Below are 21,051 nucleotides of genomic sequence, written 5' to 3'. Positions count from 1 at the left end.
GGGCCGACGACCATGCTGAACCGCCTCCTCTCCCACGACCTGCCCAGGAGCCGCCTGCTTGCGGTCCTGCTCGTGTTCATCGTCGCCGCGCTGCTGCTTTCGCCCTTCGTCTTCCCGGGCAGCAAGTCGCTCAACGTCGCGGCCAAGATCCTCACCTTCATCGTGCTGGTGGCCAGCTACGACCTGCTGCTGGGCTACACCGGCATCGTGAGCTTCGCCCACACCATGTTCTTCGGCATCGGCGCCTACGGCGTGGCCATCGCCTCCACGCGGCTCGGTGCGGGCTGGGGCGCCATTGCCGCCGGCACGCTGGGTGCGCTGTTGCTGTCGCTCGTGCTCTCGCTGGTGATCGGCCTGTTCTCGCTGCGGGTGAAGGCGATCTTCTACGCCATGATCACGCTCGCCGTGGCCTCGGCCTTCCAGACGCTGGCCTCGCAGCTGAGCGAGTTCACCGGCGGCGAGGACGGCCTCACCTTCAAGCTGCCGGCCGTGCTGAGCCCGAGCTTCGAGCCCTTCGAGAACCCGGTGTTCGGCGTGCTGATCGACGGGCGCCTCATCAGCTACTACCTGCTGTTCGTGGTCGCCGTGGCACTGGTGCTGCTGATGCTGCGCATCGTCAACTCGCCATTCGGCCGGGTGCTGCAGGCCATTCGCGAGAACGACTTCCGCGCAGAAGCGATCGGCTACCGCACCGTGGTGTACCGCACCCTGAGCAACGTGCTGTCGGCCCTGTTCGCCACGCTCGGCGGCGTGCTGCTGGCGATCTGGCTGCGCTACAACGGGCCGGACACCTCGCTGTCCTTCGAGATCATGCTGGACATCCTGCTCATCGTCGTGATCGGCGGCATGGGCACCATCTATGGCGCGGTGGTGGGCAGCGTGCTGTTCGTGCTGGCCCAGAGCTACCTGCAGGACCTGCTCAAGCTCGCGGGCGCCTCCTTCGAAGGCGTGCCGGTGGCCGGCGCGCTGCTGTCGGCCGACCGCTGGCTGCTCTGGCTGGGCGTGCTGTTCGTGCTGTCCGTCTACTACTTCCCCACCGGCGTGGTGGGCCGCCTGCGCGCGCTGCGCGGCGTCGGTCGCTGAGCTTCTTACCCGAACGAACCAACGAGGAGGCAACGATGCACGGTATTCGAACGCAGGGGTGCGCCCTGGGTCTGGCAGCCAGCGCGCTGCTGGCTGCTTGTGGCGGCGGCGGCAGCGAAAGGGCCGACGACAGCGCAGCCCTTTCGCTTTCGCAGAAGGCCGGCGTGCCCGAGGCCACGTTGAAGGCCGCGCAGGCGGCCGCCGGCAACGACCGGCTGGCCGCCGCGCGGCCCGACTGGTTCGGCCCGGCCGGCCTCTTCAACCGCAAGCCCGCCTTCGTGAGCGCAGAGGTTCGCCGCACCGAATACGACGGCACGAGCGACGACCTGCTCACTGCCGGCCTCGGCAAGACCGGCCTGGCCGGCGCCTTGCCGCCCTTCGCCGACGCGGTCGCGCCCACCGCGGCCGAGCTGCGCCGCGCGGCCATCTACAGCAGTCACCGCGCCATCCTCGACATGACGGCCGCCGGCGGCTACGGCTCGCTCTACGGGCCCAACGTCGATGCCGAGGGCGTGGCCACGGCCGGCGAAGGCCGGATCGCCGGTACCGAAGTGCTGGCCTTCACCGACGATGGATCGGGTCGCGAGAACGTGGTGCTGATGGTGCAGGTGCCGGCGCACTTCGACCCGAAGCGCCCCTGCATCATCACAGCCACCTCCTCCGGATCGCGCGGCGTGTATGGCGCCATCAGCACCGGCGAATGGGGCTTGAAGCGCGGCTGCGCGGTGGCCTACACCGACAAGGGCACCGGCAGCGCCCCGCACGACCTGGCCAGCGACACCGTGCCGCTCATCGATGGAGTGCGCACCAGCGCGGCCGCGGCCGGCAACGCGGCGCAGTTCCGCGCGCCGCTCGATGCCGCGCAGCTGGCGGCGGTGAACGCGGCCACGCCCAACCGCCTGGCCTTCAAGCATGCGCATTCGCAGCGCAACCCTGAAAAGGACTGGGGCCGCTACACGCTGCAGGCGGTGGAGTTCGCGTTCTGGGTGCTCAACGAGCGCCACGGCCTGCCGCTGGGCCACACCGGCCTCGTGCTGCGCACCGTGCACCCGGCCAACACGCTGGTCATCGCCTCGAGCATCTCCAACGGCGGCGGCGCCGCCATCGCGGCCGCCGAACAGGACCGGCTGCACCTCATCGACGGCGTGGCGGTGTCGGAGCCCGCGGTGGAGCTGCCTGCCAACCCCGGCGTGAGCGTGCGCCGCGGCGGGGTGGAGCGGCCGGTGAGCGCGAAGACGCTGTACGACTTCACTACCCATGCCAACCTCTACCAGAGCTGCGCTGCCTTGTCGGCGCAGGTGGCCGGCGCACCCGGATCGGCCTTCGTCGTGGCCGCGTTTGCCGCCAACCGTTGCGCCTCGCTCAAGGCGAAGGGGCTGCTCACCGGCGACACGCTGGCCGCGCAGGCCGACGATGCGCTGGCCAGGCTGGCCGACTACGGCTGGGAGCCGGAGTCCGCGGTGCTGCACCCGTCGCTCGCTGCCTTCGAGGTGGCACCTGCGGTGAGCGTGACCTTCGCCAACGCGCTGGCGCGTGCGAGCGTGGCCGACCACCTGTGCGGCTACAGCTTCGCGGCCACCACGCCGCAGGGGCTGGTCACGCCCGTCACCGCTGCCCAGCTCGCGCCCATGGCCGCCACCGGCAACGGCGTGCCGCCGTCGGCCGGCGTGCAGCTCATCAACAACGCCAATCCCGGCTTCGCGCTGCGCGACCTGTTCTCGTTCTCGGCGTCCACCGGCGTGCAGGACTTCAACCTCGACGGCGCCTTGTGCCTGCGCGGTCTGCTCACCGGCACGGGTGCACAGGCCCTCGCGCTGCAGGCCGGCCTCGACGAAACCCGCCGCAAGGGCGACCTGAACGGCAAGCCCGCGCTCATCGTGCATGGCCGGGCCGACGCGCTGCTGCCGGTGTCGCACACCTCGCGGCCCTACACCGCGCTCAACAGGAAGGTCGAGGGCTGGCGCAGCCGGCTGTCGTACATCGAGGTCACCAACGCCCAGCACTTCGACGGCTTCATCGGCCTGCCCGCGGTGCTGCCGGGCTACGACACGCGCTACGTGCCGCTGCACGTGTACCTCAACCGTGCACTCGACGCGATGTATGCCCACCTGCGCCACGGCGCGAAGCTGCCGCCCAGCCAGGTGGTGCGCACCGTGCCGCGCGGCGGCACGCCCGGCGCGGCACCGGCCATCACGGCGGCCAACGTGCCGGCCTGGAGCCTGCAGCCAGCCGCGGCCGACCGCATCAGCGTCTCGGCCGGCGGCGTGATCGCGGTCCCGGACTGAAGTGAAACCCCAACTCATTCACCGCGCGAATCTCCGCGCCTGCGCGGTGAAGGCCGGTGATTCCGTTTCAGACGTCGAGGGTGTCACTTCGCCGTGGACCACAGAAACGGCAGGAGAAAGAAGGGTCCCATGAGCTTCACCTCCAACTACCTCGTCTGCGAGGGCCGCGAGATCCACTACACCGAATGGGGCTCGCGCGACAACCGGGACGAGGTGGTGATGGCGTGGCACGGCCTCGCCCGCACCGGGCGCGACATGGACGAGGCGGCCGAGCATCTGGCGGCGCTCGGCTACCGCGTCATCTGTCCCGACACCATCGGCCGCGGCCTGTCGCAATGGAGCCCCGATCCGCGCAACGAGTACTGCATCGCGTTCTACAGCCGGCTCGCGCTGTCGCTGGTGGACCAGCTGCGCATCGACCGATTCCACTGGCTGGGCACGTCGATGGGCGGCGCCATCGGCCTGGCCTGCGCGGCCGGCAACCTGCGCGGGCGCATGCGCAGCCTGGTGCTCAACGACATCGGGCCTGAGCTCGCCGCGCCTGCCGTCGAACGCATCCGCAGCTATGCCGGCCGCCCGGCGGCCTTCGACCGGGTGAGCGAGCTCGAGCAGTACTTCCGCACGGTGTACCAGCCCTACGGCTGGCTGAGCGATGCGCAATGGCAGCGACTCACCGAAACCTCGACCCGCCGCCTGCCCGACGGCCGCGTGACGCCGCATTACGACCCGAACATGGTGATGCAATTCGTGCACCACCCCGGCGACTACGACCAGTGGCCGGCCTACGACAGCCTGGACCTGCCGGTGCTGTGCCTGCGCGGCGAAAGCAGCGACCTGCTGCTGGCCGAAACGGCCGAGCGCATGCGTACCAGGGGGCCGTGCGCGACGGTGGTCACCATCGCCGGCTGTGGCCACGCGCCGGCGCTGAACACGCCGGAGCAGCTGGTGCTGGTGGAGCAGTTCTTCGCGACGGGAGTGCTGGAGCCATGAGCAGCGCTCGTGCTCAGACGCCCACGGTGCGGCCCGCGCCGTCGGTCCTGGCCGGCTCGGGATGCTGTTCCCGCTTGCGGTTGTTGCGGCCCAGTTCCTTCAGCACCGCATCGCGGTCATCGAGCAGGTAGGGTCGCGCGACGCAAGCCTTCATGTAGTCGGCTTCCTCGCCGCGCAGGGCGATCGAGGTCTGCCGCAGCGCGTCGGCACGGGCGTTGGCCTTTTCGACCTGCTTGTTGCGCACCTCGTTGCGCCGGTTGTAGTCGTCCACCTGATGCTCGCTGGCCAGGTCCAGCAACTTGAGTTCGTCGGCGAGCCGCCGGGCCTCTTCGGAGAGCAAGCCGATCTCGGCGTTGTGGGCATCGTGGGCGGCCTGCAGCGCATCCTGCTGGCGCTTGAGTTCCTGCTCGCGGCCCAGGCAGACGCGCAGCTCGGCCCGCGACAGCAGCCGAGGCAGCGGCTTGCCTGCGCGTGGGGTGGCTTGCGACTGAGCGGCGGCCGGGGCAAACGCGGCACAGGACCAGGCGGCGGCCAGCACCAGCCAGGCGAGGGCGGGGCGCTGCATTGGACGAACTCCTTTTTCTGGATGACGCAAAGGCACGGATCTTCCGTTCATCGATACCTCGCCGCTGTGATGAACTGCGAAAAGGCTTCGCACCAAACGATGGCGGCGGTGTACTGCGCCACGTCCACCGAGGGTGGCACGCTGACGATGAAGTTCTCGAAGGTGTCGATGGCGCCCACCTGCACCATGCGCGGCTTGAGCCGCAGGAAGTCGGCCTCGGTCTCGACGAACTCGGGCGACAGGTACAGCCGGTAGGCCGGCCCCGGTGCGAGCCGGCCGGCGAAGGTGATGCTGGTGCGGCCCACCGACAGCCTGCCTTCGCCCCAGTGCAGCGCATCGCTGTCCTTCAGGTCGCGGCGGAACTCGCCCTGGTAGAGCGCGCCGCTCGACTCGCGGGCCAGTTCGGCGGCCGAAGGCGCTGCGGGTGCCGACAGGATGGGCAGCAGGTAGATGCCGGCGGCGAAGCCGAGCCCGACGGCGGCGAGGTGGGTGATGGCCAGCAGCAGCTTGTTCATCGCGGCCTCATCGGTGCTGCAGCCACCGCTCCAGCTCGGCCCTCAGCGTGGCGAGGTCGATGGGCTTGGTGAGGAAGCCGTCCATGCCGGCGCGGCGCGCCGCGTCGCGATCGGCCTGCATCGCATGGGCGGTGAGCGCCACGATGGGGAAGCGGCGCACTTCGCCCCTGACCTGCCAGGCCCGCAGGCGCCGGCAGGTCTCGTAGCCGTCCATCTCGGGCATCTGCACGTCCAGCAGCATCAGGTCGGGGGCGCGCGCGCGGCAGCGGGCCAGCGCCTGCGCGCCGCTGTCGACCGATTCGGCGGTCAGGCCGAGGCTCGCGAGCATTTCCTCGCCGATGAGGCGGTTCACCGGGTTGTCTTCCACCAGCAGCACGGTGCGGCCCGTCCAGGCCGGCGCGCCGGCTTCGGGTGCCGCGGCGGCAGCGGCCGGCACCGGGGCGGCCGCCCTGGGCGCAGTGATGCGCAACAGGTCGTGCGGCGTGAGCGGCGCCAGCGCGATGTCGATGGCCAGCGAGCCGGCCAGCTGCTCCAGGGTCTTGAGGTGCCAGTCGGCGCGCATCGCGATGACGATCTGCACCTCGGGCAGCGCAGCGCGCAGGCGGGCCAGGCCTTCGGTGTCGCGCGACAGGTGGCCGGGCAGCATCACCAGGTCGGGCAGCGGCTCGCGGCAGGAGCTGTTCAGCGCCTCGTCGAGGCTGGTCATGGTGCGGGTGGTCCAGCCCAGGCGCACGAAGCGGCGTTGCGTCCAGCGGGCCTGGGCCTCGACCGGATAGACGAGCCAGGCATGGCCGCCGGGCGCCGGCCGCGGCAACGGCACGCCGGCCGGATCGAGCCGCAGCGGCAGCGACAGGGTGAAGCAGGAGCCGGCCCCCGGCTGGCTGCGCGCCTCGATCGAGCCACCCATCGACTGCGCCAGGCCCTGTGCGATGGACAGGCCCAGCCCGGTGCCGCCGTGCCGGCGCGACACGCTGTCGTCACCCTGCACGAAGGGGTCGAACACGCGGCCCAGCGTGGCCGTGTCCATGCCGATGCCGGTGTCGCTGACCTCGATCTCGGCACGCGCGAGGCCCGGGCCCTCCTCGCGCAGCAGCGTGGACACCGTGACGTGCCCGGCCTGCGTGAACTTGACTGCATTGCCCAGCAGGTTGGTGAGCACCTGCCGCACGCGCGTCTCGTCGCCGAGCATGGCGGTGTGCTCGCCGATGTAGTCGTACATGAAGCGCACGTCGCTGGCGCGCAGGGAGGTGACGCCCCGCATCGCCTCGGCCACCGTGTCGGCCAGGTCGAAGGGCTGCTCCCGCAGCGCCAGCTTGCCGGCCTCGATGCGGGAAAAGTCGAGCACGTCGTTGATCACGTGCAGCAGCGAGCGCCCGGACTGCAACGCCAGCTGCAGGTAGCGGCGCTGCACGTCGTCGTGGCAGGAGCTCAGCGCGAGTTCGGTAAGGCCCAGCACGCCGTTGAGCGGCGTGCGGATCTCATGGCTCATGTGGGCCAGGAAGAGCGACTTGGCCTGGTTGGCGCGGTCGGCCTCGGCACGCTGCTGCTCGGCCAGCGCGAGCGCCGCCTCCAGCCGCGCGGTGCGTTCCTGCACCAGGCCCTCGAGCCGGTCCTGGTGGTGCTCCAGCTGCTCATGCGCCAGCACCTGCTCGTGGATGTCGGCGATCACGCCGGTCACCCGCACCTGCCCGGCTGCGTCGCGCTCGGCCACCGCATGCTCGCGGAACCAGCGGTAGTCGCCGTCGCTGCACAGCAGCCGGTAGTTCATGGTCCAGCGGCCCAGCCGCGCGAGGCCGGCTTCGTTGTCGGCATCGAAGCGCGGGCGGTCCTCGGGGTGGATCCACTCGAGCACCCGGCTGCGCTGGCGCGGCATCTGGCTGGGCAGCCGGCCCAGCAGCTCGGCGAAACGGTCCGACACGTACAGCTCGTCGGAGCCCACGGTGCGTTCGAACACGGCTTCGTCGGCCGCCAGCACGGCTCGCTCGAAGCGGCGCGACAGCACGGCCAGCGCCTGCTGCGCGATCTTTTCCTCGTGCACGTCGGCCGTGTTGCCGGCGATCACGGCGGCGCGGCCGTCGGGGCCGGCCCACACCTTGCCGCTGCCGCGCACCCAGCGCCAGCGGTCGTGCCGGTCGCGAAAGCGCACCTCGTAGCTGAAGCTGCCGAGGGTGTCGATGGCATGCTGGTTGGCGGCCAGGAAGGAGCCGACGTCGTCGGGGTGGATGCGCGAGTTGACGCTGTCGCGCACATGCTCGTCGTTGGGCAGCTCGTGCGGCGCGAAGCCGAACAGCGCCCGGAAGCTGGGCGAATACCAGCTCACGCCGGTGCGCAGGTCGCGTTCCCAGAAGCCGTCGTGCGAACCGGCCAGCGCACGCTCGTACCGCGCCCGCGCCTGGGCGTCGTCGTGATCGCTGTCGTGGCCACCGCTGCCGCCGGCCAGGGACAGCGGCTGCGTCTTGTTGGCGATGGATGATCGGTTCATGCCGGGAAGTGGAGCCTGCGGGCCGCGACGCGGCCCGGTGGCGACCTCCGCGGCCCTAGGCCTAGCCTAGCGTCGGAACTTGCCGTCCTGTCCGATGATGGAAAGGTCTGCGTAGTCCAGGCCGGTGTGATCGCCGGGGCTGAAGCTTACTTCCATCCCGCCGATGTCCAGCTTGCGGATTCCGTTGAGTGCCGTGACCAACTTCTCGCGGGTGGGGTTGGCGCCGGCGCGGCGCAGCCCCTCGACCAGCACCTTGGCGGCAGCAAAGCCTTCCATCATGGCCGGCGACACCTCGGCGCCGCCCTTGGCGCGCATCAGGTCCACCGCTTCCTTCACGATGGGTGCCGACAGCGAGCGCTCGTAGGGGAACACCTGCGTGACGATGGTGCCGCGGGCGTTGTCGCCCAGCTGCTTGATGAAGCCGCCCGAGGCGTTGTTCGACAGCGTGACGATCTGGGCCCGCGAGCCGGCGTCGCGCAGCGCCTTGGCGCCGTCGGCGACCGCGGCGCCGGAGCCGATGAACAGCACTGCCTGCGCATCGGCCTTGGCGATCTTGGGCGCGGCCACGCTGTAGTCGGGCTTGGCCCGGTCGAACTTCTCGAGGAGAAGCGGCTGCTTGCCCACCGCCTCGAAGCCCTTCTGCGCGCCCTGCACCGCATCGGCACCGAAGGTGTCGTCCACCTGCAGGATGGCGATGCGCTCCAGGCCGATCAGGCTCAGGTGGCGGATGGCGCGTTCGGCCTCGCGCTGGTAGGTGGCCCGCACGTTGAAGATCATCGGGTTCACCGGCTGGTGCAGCACCATGGCGCCGGTGGAGGGCGCCACCAGCGGGACCTTGTATTCGGCCAGCAGCGGCACGATGGCCTGCGTGTGCGGCGTGCCGCGGGTCAGGAAGAGGGTGATGACCTTGTGCTCGGTGATCAGCTTCCTGGCGTTCTCGGCGGCCAGCTTGGGCTCGAACTTGTCGTCGAGCGACACCAGCTCGATCTTCTGGCCGTTGACGCCGCCCTGCTCGTTGACGGAGTCGAGGTAGAGCCTGGCGCCGTCGGTCGTTTCCTTCACGCCCGCGGCCACCACGCCGGAGAAGCCGGCCGTCTGGCCGACCACGATCTGCGCCGAGGCGCCGAAGCTGGCCAGGGCGGCCGCTGCCGACACGCTCCAAAGCACTTGTCTTGCGTTCATTCCGTACTCCTCGCTTGTTGTGATGCCTCGGCCCTGCCGGGCGTCGCAGGCCCTAGCGCCTGAACTTGCCTTCGGGCCCGATGATCGACAGGTCGGCGTAGTCCAGGCCTGAATGATCGTTCGGGCTGAAGCTGACTTCCAGTCCGCCGATGTCGACGCGGCGGAAGGTTTCGAGCGCCTGCACCAGCTTGCCCGGCGTCGGGTTGGCGCCGGCGCGGCGCAGGCCTTCGACCACCACCTTGGCCGCGGCAAAGCCTTCCAGCATGGCCGGCGTGACTTCGTCGAGCCCCTTGTCCTTGGCCAGGTCGGCGGCCTCCTTCACGATGGGCGCCGCCAGCGACCGCTCGTAGGGGAAGACCTGCGTGACGATGGTGCCGCGGCCGTGTTCGCCCAGCAGCTTCACGAAACCGCCGGACGCATTGTTCGACAGCGTGACCACCTGCGCCCGCGAGCCGGCCGTGCGCAGCGCCTTCGTGCCCTCGGCCACCGTGTTGGCCGAGCCGATGAAGATCACCGCCTGCGGCTCGCGCTGCTGGACCACCTGGGTCATCCTGGCGAGGTCGGGCTTCGCCCGGTCGAACTTCTCGAGGAACAGGGGTTCCAGCTTTGCCTTCTCGAGCCCCTTCAACGCACCTTGCACCGCATCGCCGCCGAAGGAGTCGTCGGTCTGCAGGATGCCGATGCGGGTGATGCCGATGGTGGTCAGGTGCTGCACCGCCTTCTCGGATTCACGCTGGTAGGTGGCGCGCACGTTGAAGACGTAAGGGTGCACCGGCTTGTGCAGGGACATCGCGCCGGTGGACGGGGCGATCAGCGGCACCTTGAACTCCTTGAGCAGCGGCATGATCGCCTCGGAGTGCGGCGTGCCGCGGTTCAGGAACAGGGCGATGGCCTTCTTTTCGGTGACGAGCTTCCTGGCGTTCTCGACCGCCAGCTTGGGGTCGAACTTGTCGTCCAGCGACACCAGTTCCACCCGCTGGCCGTTCACGCCGCCGCGTTCGTTCACCGCATCGAAATAGAGCCTGGCGCCGTCGGTGTTTTCCTTCACGCCGGTTGCGACCGAGCCGGTAAAGCCCGAGGTCTGGCCGATGACGATCTGCGCGGTGGCTGATCCTGCCAGCCCGATCAGCAGCGGGATCACCACTGCTGCGCGGGCATGTCGATGGGGAAGCATGGACCCTCCTTCGAAACGGCGCAGGGTAGCGCCGCCGGGTGAAAAGTGTTTGTATCTTGTCGCTGCCAAACATCATGGAAGACCGAAACACTCTGTTTCCGCTCCGAATCGCGGGCTTTCATCACGAATACGCGAGACAGCCTTGCGCGGCGTGATACGGGCGGCGGCGTTTTTACGCGTCGCGGCCGTGTTTTGTCTCCACGCTTTTCCGTAGCCAGCGGATGGTTGGCTTCGGTTCCTAAAATGCCTGCCCCTCCCTCGCCCAGCCCTACCGGCACCCCCATGGCTAACGGCTCTTCCCGCAGTGGCCTGATCCGCATCCGCGGCGCGCGCCAGCACAACCTCAAGAACCTCGACCTCGACATCGCCACCGGCGAGCTCACCGTGGTCACCGGCCCGAGCGGCTCGGGCAAGTCGAGCCTCGTGTTCGACACCCTGTATGCCGAAGGCCAGCGCCGTTATGTCGAGACCTTCTCGGCCTATGCGCGCCAGTTCCTCGACCGCATGGACCGGCCCGCGGTCGACCATGTGGACGGTGTGCCGCCGGCCATCGCCATCGACCAGACCAACCCGGTGCGCACCTCGCGCTCGACGGTGGGCACGATGACCGAGCTGAACGACCACCTGAAGCTGCTGTTCGCCCGCGCCGCCCAGCTGTACGACAAGGAGACGGGAAAGCCGGTGCGGGAGGACAACCCCGAGAGCATCTACGCCGAGCTGCAATCACGTGCTGCCGGCGGCCGGCGGCTGGTGGTGACCTTCCCGGTCGAGCTGCCGGCCAACACCACGGCCGAAGAACTGGAGCAATGGCTGTCCGCCAGCGGCTACACGCGGGTGCAGGCCGAGCGCGAGATCGCCACGCCGGCCGGGCCACGCAAGCTGCTCGACGTGGTGGCCGATCGCTTCCGCCTCGAAGGCACCGAGAAGGCCCGCGTGATCGAGGCGCTGGAGGTGTCGCTCAAGCGCGGCAGCGGCCGGGTGAACGTGTATGCGCTGCAGGAAGAGGGCGAGCCCGAGCTGTGGCGCTTCTCGTCGGGCCTGCACAGCCCCGACAGCGAGGCCCGCTATTCGCGGCCCACGCCGGCGATGTTCTCGTTCAACTCGGCCTTCGGAGCCTGCGAGATCTGCCGCGGCTTCGGCCGCGTGATCGGCGTGGACTGGGGGCTGGTGATTCCGGACCATCGCAAGACGCTGCGTGCCGGCGCCGTCAAGCCGCTGCAGACGCCGGCCTGGAAGGAGTGCCAGGACGACCTGCTCAAGTATTCGGGCGAGGCCGGCATCCCGCGCGACACGGCCTGGAGCCAGCTGAGCGACGCACAGCGCGACTGGGTCATCAACGGCTCGCCGCACTGGAAGGGCCAGTGGAACAAGCAGTGGTACGGCATCAAGCGCTTCTTCGAATACCTGGAGAGCAAGGCCTACAAGATGCACATCCGCGTGCTCTTGTCCAAGTACCGCAGCTACACGCCCTGCGGCGCCTGCGGCGGCGCGCGGCTGAAGCTCGAGTCGCTGCTGTGGCGCCTGGGCACGAAGGAGGCCGCCGATGCGGTGCTGCCGCCGGCCAGGCGCTTTTCGCCGGTGGGCACGGGCTTCGGCCGCGAGCAGCTGGAGGCCCTGCCGGGCCTGTGCCTGCACGACCTGATGCTGCTGCCCATCGACAGGCTGCGGCGCTTCTTCGACGAACTCGTGCTGCCCGGCAAGCTGCTCGACGATGCCCTGAGCCTGCTGCTCGGCGAGATCCGCACCCGGCTCAAGTACCTGTGCGACGTGGGCATCGGCTATCTCACCCTCGACCGGCAGAGCCGCACGCTGTCGGGCGGGGAGGTGCAGCGCATCAACCTCACGACGGCGCTCGGCACCTCGCTGGTCAACACGCTGTTCGTGCTCGACGAGCCCAGCATCGGCCTGCACCCGCGCGACATGAACCGCATCGTCGAGGCGATGCACCGGCTGCGCGACGCCGGCAACACCCTGGTGGTGGTGGAACACGATCCGGCGGTCATGCTGGCCGCCGACCGGGTGCTCGACCTGGGCCCCGGGCCCGGCACGCAAGGCGGGCGCATCGTGTTCGACGGCACGCCGGAGGACCTGAAGGCGGCCGAGACGCTGACCGGCGCTTATCTGGGGGCCCGCCGCCACATCGGCCTGGGCTTCCAGCGCCCGGTGGACGGCAACACGCCCAAGCTCCTGCTGCAGGGAGTGCGCGAGCACAACCTGAAGGACGTGAGCGTCGAGTTCCCGCTGCAGCGCCTGGTGTGCGTGACCGGCGTGTCGGGCTCCGGCAAGAGCACCCTGATGCAGGACGTGCTGTTCCCGGCGCTGGCGCGGCATTTCGGCAAGGCCACCGAGTCGCCGGGCGAGCACGACCAGCTGCTGGGTGCCGACTGGCTGAGCGATGCGGTGTTCGTGGACCAGTCGCCCATCGGCAAGACCGCGCGGTCCAACCCGGCCAGCTACGTGGGTGCCTTCGACACCCTGCGGGCCATTTTCGCCGAGGCGCCGCTTGCGAAGCAGCGCGGCTACGGCCCCGGCATGTTCAGCTTCAATGCCGGTGACGGCCGCTGCCCGACCTGCGGCGGCTCCGGCTTCGAACATGTGGAGATGCAGTTCCTCTCCGACGTGTATCTGCGCTGCCCCGACTGCGACGGCAAGCGCTACCGCGCCGAGATCCTCGACGTGAAGGTCGAGCGTGCCGGCAAGCCGCTCGACGTGAACGACGTGCTCGAGCTGACGGTGGCCGACGCGGTGCGCCTGTTCGCCAACGACCGTGAGGTGGTGCGCGCACTGCAGCCGCTGGCCGACGTGGGCCTCGAATACGTGAAGCTCGGCCAGCCGGTGCCCACGCTTTCGGGAGGCGAGGCGCAGCGCCTGAAGCTTGCCGGCTTCCTGGCCGAGGCGGCCAAGACCGCCACGGCGACGAAGCAGGCAGTGGCGAAGAAGGGCACGCTGTTCCTGTTCGACGAGCCGACCACCGGCCTGCACTTCGACGACATCGCCAAGCTGATGCGGGCCTTCCGCAAGCTCCTCGATGCCGGCCACTCGCTCATCGTGATCGAGCACAACCTCGACGTGATCCGCGCGAGCGACTGGCTGATCGACCTGGGCCCCGAAGGCGGCGAAGCGGGCGGGCTGGTCGTGGCCACCGGCACGCCCGACGACCTGAAGGCGCACCCGACCTCCTTCACCGGCGAAGCGCTGCGCGACTATGCCCTGGCGCTGGGCGACGAGGGCCGGGCCGTCGAGGAAGGCCGGCCGCTGCAGTCGATCGTGAAGTCGCGCCGCGACGAGGCGAAGCGTGCGACCGACGAGCTGATCCAGATCGTCAATGCCCGCGAGCACAACCTCAAGGGCATGAGCGTGGACATCCCGCGCGGCAAGTTCAGCGTGGTGACCGGCGTCTCGGGCTCGGGCAAGTCCACGCTCGCCTTCGACATCCTGTTCAACGAAGGGCAGCGTCGCTACCTCGAGTCGCTCAACGCCTATGCGCGCAGCATCGTGCAGCCGGCCGGGCGGCCGGAGGTGGATGCGGTGTACGGGATTCCGCCCACGGTGGCCATCGAGCAGCGCCTGTCGCGTGGCGGCCGCAAGAGCACCGTGGCCACCACCACCGAGGTCTACCACTTCCTGCGGCTGCTCTACGTGAAGCTGGGCGTGCAGTACTGCCCGCACTGCACCTCTGACGCGAGCGTGCCGGTGCAGCCGCAGACGCCCGAATCCATCGCCGCGCAGCTGCTGCGCGAATACAAGGGCCAGCATGTCGGCCTGCTTGCGCCGCTGGTGGTCAACCGCAAGGGCGTGTACACCGACCTCGCCAAGTGGGCCAGGCAGCGCGGCTATTCGCACCTGCGGGTGGACGGCGAGTTCCTGCCCACCGACAAGTGGCCCCGTATCGACCGCTTCAAGGAGCACACCATCGAGCTGCCGGTGGGCGACATCGTGGTGAGCGCCGACAACGAAGCCGAGCTGCGGCAGCTGCTCGCCCAGACGCTGGAACACGGCAAGGGCGTGATGCACCTGCTGGGTCCGCTGGACGGCCTGAAGGGCGCCATGGTCGCCGGCGCGCCCACCTCGCGCATCGGCCGGGTCAAGGTGTTCTCGACCAAGCGGGCCTGTCCGCAATGCGGCACCAGCTTCCCGGAGCTGGACCCGCGCATGTTCTCGTACAACTCCAAGCACGGCTGGTGTCCCGACTGCGTGGGCACGGGCCTCACGCTCACCCGCGAGCAGCGCAAGGCCTACGACGACTCGGTCCAGGACGACGACAACAAGGGCCGCGAGAAGACCTTCGGGGAGCCGGAAGTCGAGGACGTGGTCGACGCGCCCTGCGACACCTGCCATGGCGCGCGGCTCAACCCCACGTCGCTGGCTGTGCGCTTCCGCGGCGATTCCATCGCACAGGTGGCCGCGCGCTCGGTGATCGAGGCGCGCCGCTGGATCGAAGGCCAGAAGCTCGACGGCCGCGAGGCGACCATCGCCCGCGACGTGATCTCGGAGATCCGCAACCGGCTGTCCTTCCTCGAGGAGGTGGGCCTGGGCTACCTCACGCTCGACCGGGCCGCGCCCACGCTCAGCGGCGGCGAGGCGCAGCGCATCCGACTGGCAGCGCAGCTGGGGTCGAACCTGCAGGGCGTGTGCTACGTGCTCGACGAGCCCACCATCGGCCTGCACCCGCGCGACAACCAGATCCTGCTCGATGCGCTGCACAAGCTCGGTGACCAGGGCAACACGCTGGTGGTGGTGGAACACGACGAGGACACCATCCGCCGCGCCGACCACATCATCGACATCGGGCCCGGTGCGGGCAAACGCGGCGGGCGGGTCATCGCCCAGGGCACGGCCGCGGAGCTGGCCGCCCATGAGGACTCGCTGACCGGGCGCTTCCTGCAGGCGCCGCTGACGCATCCGCTGCAGCCGCGCCGCAAGGTGTCGCCCCCTCACCCCAACCCTCTCCCCGCAGGGGAGAGGGGGCTGTCCTGGCTGGTGGTGCACGGTGCGTCTCTGCACAACCTGCGCGGCATCGACGTGCGGGTGCCGCTGCAGCGGCTGGTCGCGGTGACCGGCGTGTCGGGCTCGGGCAAGTCGACCCTCGCGCGCGACGTGCTGCTGGCCAATGTGCAGGCGGCCGTTTCGCTGAAAGGCAGCAAGGCCGGCCGCGATGCGCTGGCCGCCGGCACCGCGCCGGCCTGGAGCGGCTGCACGCGGCTGTCCGGCTTCGACGGCGTGGACCGGGTGCTCGAGGTGGACCAGACGCCCATCGGCAAGACGCCGCGCTCCTGCCCGGCCACCTACATAGGCTTCTGGGACACCATCCGCAAGCTGTTCGCCGAAACGCTGGAGGCCAAGGCCCGCGGCTATGCCGCCGGCCGCTTCAGCTTCAACACCGGCGAAGGCCGCTGCCCCGGCTGCGAGGGCCAGGGCATGCGCACCATCGAGATGGCCTTCCTGCCCGACGTGAAGGTGCCGTGCGACCTGTGCCACGGCGCGCGCTTCAATCCGGAGACGCTGGCCGTCACCTGGCGCGGCAAGAGCATCGGCGACGTGCTGCAGATGGAGGTGGACGAGGCGGTGGAGTTCTTCGCGTCCATGCCCTCCATCGCGCACCCGCTGCAGCTGCTGAAGGACGTGGGCCTGGGCTACCTGACCCTCGGCCAGCCGTCGCCCACGCTGTCCGGCGGCGAGGCGCAGCGCATCAAGCTGGTCACCGAGCTCTCGAAGGTGCGCGACGACGTGACGCGCCGCGGCCAGAAGCCGCCGCACACCCTCTACGTGCTCGACGAGCCGACGGTGGGCCTGCACATGGCCGATGTCGAAAAGCTCATCCGGGTGCTGCACCGCCTGGTGGACGGCGGCCACAGCGTGGTGGTGATCGAGCACGACCTCGACGTGATCGCCGAGGCCGACTGGGTCATCGACCTTGGCCCCGAAGGCGGCACCGGCGGCGGCCAGGTGGTGGTGGGCGGCACGCCCGAGGCCGTGGTGAAGGCCGGCAGCCACACCGGCGTGGCCCTGAAGCCGGTGCTGGACCGGGGCGAAGGCAAGGCGTCCTCGCGCGACCGGCGCGAGCCGGTGGCGGCCAAGTGATGCAGCTGCGCGCGGGCGGCTACCTCGTGCGCGGCTTCACGCCCCACACCGGGTCGTCGTCGTAGCCGGCCGCCTGTGTCGGGAAGTTCGACGCCGAGGTCACCCGGTTCCAGGCCTCGGCCGAACCGGCGGCGCCGTGGTCCACCGCATAGGCCAGCGCTGGCATCAGGTTGCCCCAGTAGCCCCTCGGGTCGGTGGGGTAGCCCGTGTCGAGCGATTGGCCGGGCTCGCCTTCGGTAGGCAGGTTCATCGACCGCGCCACCTCTCCCCAGCTGGCGTACCAGGGCCCAGCGCCGCCGGACCAGTCGGCCGATTCGCTGGGTGCGTAGTTGAGCGTGTATTGCGCGGCCTGGCGGTAGCTGAAGGCCGCGGCGCCGCTGCCGCCGAGCCGGCCGATCACCGAGTGGTACTTCCACGCCAGGAACGCGTCGAGCTTGCCGGTGACCGACGGGTCATGCACCTGCAGCTCCTTCAGGTAGCCGAAGGCGCCGGTGAAGAAATCGTCCATCCACATGGCCGACTGCCAGGCGCCGTTGCCGGGTTCGTAGTCGGAGTAGGGGTGAACGAGGCCGAGCTGGTTGCCTGGGGTGGCGACGTAGCGGCCGTGGTAGTGGTTGATGTTGGCAGTGACGCTGTTGACGAACTCGGTGCGCAGCGGGTCGCCGTCGGGCGTGAGTGCGGCCGCCTGCGCGAGCGTGCGCAAGGCCCAGGCGGCGCCGCGGGTGGTGTTGGCGCCGGTGCTGGTCTCGAGCACGCCCTGCGTCGTCTTGCGGATGTTGTCGCTCTGCTTCAGGTAGTGGACGGTGGCGAGGAACTGGGTTTCCTCGAGGTAGTAGTGCCAGCCGCTCAGCAGGTAGGCCATGTAGCCCATCGACGGGTGGTGCGAGTTGGTGTAGTTGGGCGGCGATGCGCCGGTGGCGTTGGGCGTGTAGCTGTTGGTGGTGGAGCCGCCGATGGCGCTGACGCCCGAACCGTTGCCCAGCACCAGCGTCGGGTAACTCGAGAAGCGCATCGGCCGGTGGGTGGTTTCGTCGCGGAAGTGGATGCCGTAGCGGCCGGCGGCATGGCCGTTGATGAGCACCGTGCGCCAGGCGCGCGGGTCGCCGCCGCTGGTGAGGTAGGCCACGTCCCATTCGGGCAGCAGGCCGATCGAGCGGTCGTAGCCGGCCGCGCCCATCGCGTCGGGGAAGTCGGCCTGCGCCAGCGGCGTGTAGCTGGTGGCCTGGCGGTTGAACAGCGGGCTGCCGGCCGCGGTGACGCCGCGGTAGTTGGGCACCAGCTTCGACGCCATGAGGTAGGCCGTGCCATGGCGCGCGGTGAGCTGCGGGTCGGTGCCCAGCCAGTGCGTGAGCGTGATGCCGGAGGCGAGTACCGCCCGCTGGTGGTTGAGCAGCTCGAGCGGCTGCGAGAAGCGCTGCGTGCCGCCCAGCGTGAAGGTCGCCGTGCCCGGCTTGGCGGTGGGGCCGGTCACCCGCAGGTAGCCGTTCTCGATCCATGGCAGCACCTCCACCTGGCCGCCTTTGTAGGCGCGCACTTCGAGCCAGGCGACCAGGTGCGCATCGCTGCCGATGGGCTTGCGGAACGTCCATGACGACATCTCTGGGCCCGACACCAGTGTCTGCAACGGCGTGTCCCAGTCGCCGCCGCTCCAGCCGGCAGTGCCGTACGGTGAAAACTGCACCGAGGCGGTGATGCCGGTGGCCTTGAGGTCGGCGGTGGCCAGGGCCGCCTGCGGCGCGGGCTCGGGGGCCACGGTGAGCGCCAGGCTGCGCCAGGTGTTGGCAGTGAGGTCGACGCGGCCCGACAGCACCGCGTACTTCGCGCTGCCGTCGGGCCAGCGGTTCCGGATGGCCGCCTGGAAGCCGGCCAGGTTGCCGGCCCGCACGGTCGAGCCCTGGGGCACGTCGCCCTGGCGCAGTGCCTGGCCCACGGTGAACGGCACGGCAGTGCCGCCGGTGCCGCTGAGCAGGGACAGCGCCAGGTCGGCCGACGCAGGGGGCGGTGTGGGGATGGGGGTGGGGGCTGGTGTCGGGGTGCTGCCGCCCGGCGCCGGGCTGCCTGCGTCGGCCCCGCCGCCACCGCTGCCGCAGGCGGCCGCGGTGGCCACACAAAGGGCCAGCACGATGGTCCGGGGGGAAAGGCGGCTGCGCAGCCGCGCGAGGTTCGGGTCGTTGATGTCGGTCATCGGTCGGATGGGTTCATGGGCTTGATCGGCGCGGCTCGCCGGTTCAGGTCGGGTCGACCTTCACGCGATTGCGGCCGGCGCGCTTGGCGTCATAGAGCGCCCCGTCCGCACGTGCCAGCATCTGAGCTGCGTCGGGGTCCGGCGTCGCGTCGCACAGGCCGAGGCTGATGGTCACCGACAGGCCGGGCGCGAGTTCGTGCCACGGGTAGCTTTCGAACTCGGAACGCAGCCGCTCGCAGACTTCCTGCGCCACCGCGAGCGGCGTGTCGACGAACAGCAGCAGGAACTCTTCGCCGCCGAAACGCGCGAGCACGTCGGAGCCCCGGGTGTTGGCGCGGAAGATCTTCGCCGCCGCGCGCAGGACCTCGTCGCCCACGAGGTGGCCGTGGGTGTCGTTGATGGACTTGAAGTTGTCGAGGTCGGCCACCGCCATGCTGAGCGGGCGGCCGAGTTCCCGGGCGCGGCCGAACAGCTGCGGCAGGTCGCGATCGACCCGGCGGCGGTTGGCCAGGCCGGTGAGCTGGTCCTCCAGCGCGTGGCGGTGCAGTTCGCGGGCGCTGGCCTCGAGCCGGTGCTTCTCTGCCTCGAGCTCGGTGGCCTTGAGGCGCTGGCGCTCGGCGTCGAGTCGTGCGCGTTCGCCTTGCAACAGGGCCTGCTCGACCTCGATGCGGTTGACCATCAGCCGTGCCTGCGCCTGGTGCTGCGCTGCCGCGCGCTTGAGCTCGAGCGCGTGGTAGGTCTCGCAGTGGTCGAGCGCTTCGCGATAGCGGCCCAGCGCCTTGTAGCTGCGGTGCAGCGCCGAATGCACCCGCATGCGGGTGGCTTCATGTTCGCTGTTCTCGAGCTCGCGCAACGCCGCCTCGAGCAGCTCGATGGCGGGCTCGTGGTCGCCGCAGCGGGTCAGCACCTCGCCGCAGCTGTGCAGCGTGCGCAGCTCCACCGCGCGGTAGCCCTGGGCGCGGGCGATCGCCAGGGTGCCGTCGAGCAGCTCGAAGGCCGCGTGCCGGTCGCCCGACAGCCCGAGCACTTCGCCCAGGTTGCCGCCGGTGACCGCCTGCCGGTAGCTGTCGCCGGTCTGGCGCGCCAGTGCCAGCGCCTCGGTGCCGTACAGGCGGGCCTTCTTGAGCGCGGCCGCCGCGGCCTCTTCGTCGCCGCGCCGGCGAAACAGGTAGTGCGAGCCCACCATGGTGGCCATCAGGTTGTTCAGCGCGGTCAAGGTGGTGTCCGCGTCCTGCAGCGCCTGGGCCTCGCCCAGCGCCTGCAGCAGGAAGCGTTCACCCTGGGCGGGGTCGCCCAGCCTTTCGTAGCAGGTGCCGATGCGGTTGAGCGACCACGACATCCACAGCCGGTCGCCCTGCTGGCGCGCCAGTTCGAAGGCGGCGGTGGCCTGCTTCAGCGCTTCTTCCTGCAGACCGATCTCGCTGTAGGAAATGGCCATGAGGCACAGCACCTCGCAGCGCGGGGCGCTGTCTTCTCCGGCGTCGAGCAGCGACAGGGCTTCGCGGGCCGCCAGGATGGCGTCTTCGAACAGCCCGAGCCGCCAGCGGTGCAGCGCCAGCTGCCGCAAGGCCGCGGCACGCAGCGGGTGATCTCCGGCAGGGCAGGCGGCCAGCGCCGCCTCTGCAAGGCGCACACCGCTGCGGTGGTCGCCCCGCTCCTGCGCCTGCTCGGCCTCGGCCAGCAGCGCGGCGCAAGGCGGGTTGGCGGGCGGCGGCGTGGGTGGTTCGGGCGTCTGCACCGGTGAAGACGTGGGCTGGCTCATGCTCGGCGGGGGCGGGAGTGCCCGAGCGGCGCATTCTGCGGGCACGCACCCCGCGTCACTAGACCACACTCATGGGGGGCTCGCCACAGGGTTTCGCCTGCGGCTGGCGTGCAGCCGCCAGCCCAGCAGCACCGCCACCACGACCGCATAGATCGACCATTCGGCGAAGTCGTTCTTGCCGGCCCGCATCCAGAAGAAGTGCAGCAGGCCCAGCAGCACGATCAGGTAGACCAGCCGGTGCAGCCACTGCCAGCGCCGCGCGCCCAGCGCCTTCACAGCCCGGTTGAACGAGGTGGCCGCCAGCGGGAGCATCAGCAGGAGCGCGGAAAAGCCCACCAGGATGAACGGCCGCTTGGCAATGTCGCGGGCGATGTCCGAGGGCACGAACCCCATGTCGAGCCAGCCGTAGGCCAGGAAATGCAGGCAGCCGTAGAAGAAGGTGAACAGGCCCAGCATGCGCCGAAAGCGCGCCAGCGCATGCAGCCCGGTCCACTGGCGCAGCGGCGTGATCGCGAGCGTGGCGCACAGCAGGCGCAAGGTCCAGTCGCCGGTGCCCCGGATCAGGGCCTCGGCCGGGTTGGCGCCGAGCGTGCCGGCGAAGGCACCCCACAGCAGGTGGGCGAAAGGCAGCAGCGCCGCCGCGAACAGCACCGGCTTGGCCGCCGGATGCAACAGGGCCTTGGAAAGCGAGCCTTTCGGGGCGGCGCGAGGCGCGGCCCCGCGCGACGGTGCGCTGGTCACCGTGCG

Annotated in this window: 12 protein-coding genes; 4 read left to right on the top strand and 8 right to left on the bottom strand. The window is 70.2% G+C overall.

What is annotated here, in order from left to right; all coding sequences use genetic code 11:
* Positions 1–12 precede the first annotated feature (12 nt).
* The 3 genes from E8D38_RS02035 to E8D38_RS02025 all read left to right on the top strand — a co-directional run bounded on the left by E8D38_RS02035 (position 13) and on the right by E8D38_RS02025 (position 4,358).
* Entirely contained in the window at positions 13–1,083 is a 1,071-nt protein-coding gene (locus E8D38_RS02035) for a branched-chain amino acid ABC transporter permease (RefSeq protein WP_140626051.1), read from the top strand.
* Positions 1,084–1,118: 35 nt separating this feature from the next.
* Entirely contained in the window at positions 1,119–3,368 is a 2,250-nt protein-coding gene (locus tag E8D38_RS02030) for a 3-hydroxybutyrate oligomer hydrolase family protein (protein ID WP_140626050.1), read from the top strand.
* 129 nt (positions 3,369–3,497) lie between these two features.
* Positions 3,498–4,358: an alpha/beta fold hydrolase gene (locus tag E8D38_RS02025; protein ID WP_140626049.1), complete on the top strand. Its 861-nt coding sequence runs from the start codon at positions 3,498–3,500 to the stop codon at positions 4,356–4,358.
* A gap of 13 nt (positions 4,359–4,371) precedes the next feature.
* Here the strand turns inward: E8D38_RS02025 and E8D38_RS02020 are convergent, their stop codons facing one another.
* From E8D38_RS02020 to E8D38_RS02000, 5 genes are all read right to left on the bottom strand, one after another.
* The gene (locus tag E8D38_RS02020; RefSeq protein ID WP_140626048.1) at positions 4,372–4,923 is read right to left on the bottom strand and encodes a hypothetical protein; all 552 of its coding nucleotides are present in this window, start codon (positions 4,921–4,923) and stop codon (positions 4,372–4,374) included.
* Between the two features lie 47 nt (positions 4,924–4,970).
* Positions 4,971–5,438 carry a DM13 domain-containing protein gene (locus tag E8D38_RS02015; protein WP_140626047.1) on the bottom strand — a complete coding sequence of 156 codons (468 nt, stop codon included), beginning with the start codon at positions 5,436–5,438 and terminating at the stop codon, positions 4,971–4,973.
* Between the two features lie 7 nt (positions 5,439–5,445).
* Complete coding sequence (locus E8D38_RS02010; protein ID WP_140626046.1) at positions 5,446–7,920, bottom strand: PAS domain-containing protein; 2,475 nt, start codon at positions 7,918–7,920, stop codon at positions 5,446–5,448.
* 66 nt (positions 7,921–7,986) lie between these two features.
* Positions 7,987–9,102, bottom strand: coding sequence for an ABC transporter substrate-binding protein (locus E8D38_RS02005; protein ID WP_140626045.1), 1,116 nt, complete (start codon positions 9,100–9,102; stop codon positions 7,987–7,989).
* Between the two features lie 52 nt (positions 9,103–9,154).
* Positions 9,155–10,276: an ABC transporter substrate-binding protein gene (locus E8D38_RS02000; RefSeq protein WP_140626044.1), complete on the bottom strand. Its 1,122-nt coding sequence runs from the start codon at positions 10,274–10,276 to the stop codon at positions 9,155–9,157.
* A gap of 282 nt (positions 10,277–10,558) precedes the next feature.
* Here E8D38_RS02000 and uvrA point away from each other — a divergent pair, with 282 nt between their 5' ends.
* Positions 10,559–16,357 (top strand): excinuclease ABC subunit UvrA, encoded by a 5,799-nt coding sequence (gene uvrA, locus E8D38_RS01995; protein ID WP_140626043.1) that lies wholly within the window; start codon positions 10,559–10,561, stop codon positions 16,355–16,357.
* Positions 16,358–16,376: 19 nt separating this feature from the next.
* On the opposite strand, the gene E8D38_RS01990 is transcribed toward uvrA, so the two are convergent.
* From E8D38_RS01990 to E8D38_RS01980, 3 genes are all read right to left on the bottom strand, one after another.
* Positions 16,377–18,542: a hypothetical protein gene (locus E8D38_RS01990; RefSeq protein WP_140626042.1), complete on the bottom strand. Its 2,166-nt coding sequence runs from the start codon at positions 18,540–18,542 to the stop codon at positions 16,377–16,379.
* Positions 18,543–18,585: 43 nt separating this feature from the next.
* Entirely contained in the window at positions 18,586–20,304 is a 1,719-nt protein-coding gene (locus E8D38_RS01985) for a diguanylate cyclase (RefSeq protein WP_140626041.1), read from the bottom strand.
* 69 nt (positions 20,305–20,373) lie between these two features.
* On the bottom strand, positions 20,374–21,045 hold the full coding sequence (locus E8D38_RS01980) for a protein-methionine-sulfoxide reductase heme-binding subunit MsrQ (protein WP_246099307.1): 672 nt from the start codon (positions 21,043–21,045) through the stop codon (positions 20,374–20,376).
* Positions 21,046–21,051: the final 6 nt, after the last annotated feature.

The sequence above is a fragment of the Methylibium rhizosphaerae genome, from assembly GCF_006386545.1.
Taxonomy (GTDB): Bacteria; Pseudomonadota; Gammaproteobacteria; order Burkholderiales; family Burkholderiaceae_C; genus Pseudorivibacter; species Pseudorivibacter rhizosphaerae.
Note: the sequence above shows the minus strand (reverse complement) of the source record. Positions and strands in the feature narration are given on the sequence as shown.

What these genes read in the sequence shown, in the direction of transcription:
- E8D38_RS02035 (WP_140626051.1), top strand. Translation starts at nt 13, where the DNA reads ATGCTGAACCGCCTCCTCTCCCACGACCTGCCCAGGAGCCGCCTGCTT.
- E8D38_RS02030 (WP_140626050.1), top strand. Translation starts at nt 1,119, where the DNA reads ATGCACGGTATTCGAACGCAGGGGTGCGCCCTGGGTCTGGCAGCCAGC.
- E8D38_RS02025 (WP_140626049.1), top strand. Translation starts at nt 3,498, where the DNA reads ATGAGCTTCACCTCCAACTACCTCGTCTGCGAGGGCCGCGAGATCCAC.
- E8D38_RS02020 (WP_140626048.1), bottom strand. Translation starts at nt 4,923, where the DNA reads ATGCAGCGCCCCGCCCTCGCCTGGCTGGTGCTGGCCGCCGCCTGGTCC.
- E8D38_RS02015 (WP_140626047.1), bottom strand. Translation starts at nt 5,438, where the DNA reads ATGAACAAGCTGCTGCTGGCCATCACCCACCTCGCCGCCGTCGGGCTC.
- E8D38_RS02010 (WP_140626046.1), bottom strand. Translation starts at nt 7,920, where the DNA reads ATGAACCGATCATCCATCGCCAACAAGACGCAGCCGCTGTCCCTGGCC.
- E8D38_RS02005 (WP_140626045.1), bottom strand. Translation starts at nt 9,102, where the DNA reads ATGAACGCAAGACAAGTGCTTTGGAGCGTGTCGGCAGCGGCCGCCCTG.
- E8D38_RS02000 (WP_140626044.1), bottom strand. Translation starts at nt 10,276, where the DNA reads ATGCTTCCCCATCGACATGCCCGCGCAGCAGTGGTGATCCCGCTGCTG.
- uvrA (WP_140626043.1), top strand. Translation starts at nt 10,559, where the DNA reads ATGGCTAACGGCTCTTCCCGCAGTGGCCTGATCCGCATCCGCGGCGCG.
- E8D38_RS01990 (WP_140626042.1), bottom strand. Translation starts at nt 18,542, where the DNA reads ATGACCGACATCAACGACCCGAACCTCGCGCGGCTGCGCAGCCGCCTT.
- E8D38_RS01985 (WP_140626041.1), bottom strand. Translation starts at nt 20,304, where the DNA reads ATGAGCCAGCCCACGTCTTCACCGGTGCAGACGCCCGAACCACCCACG.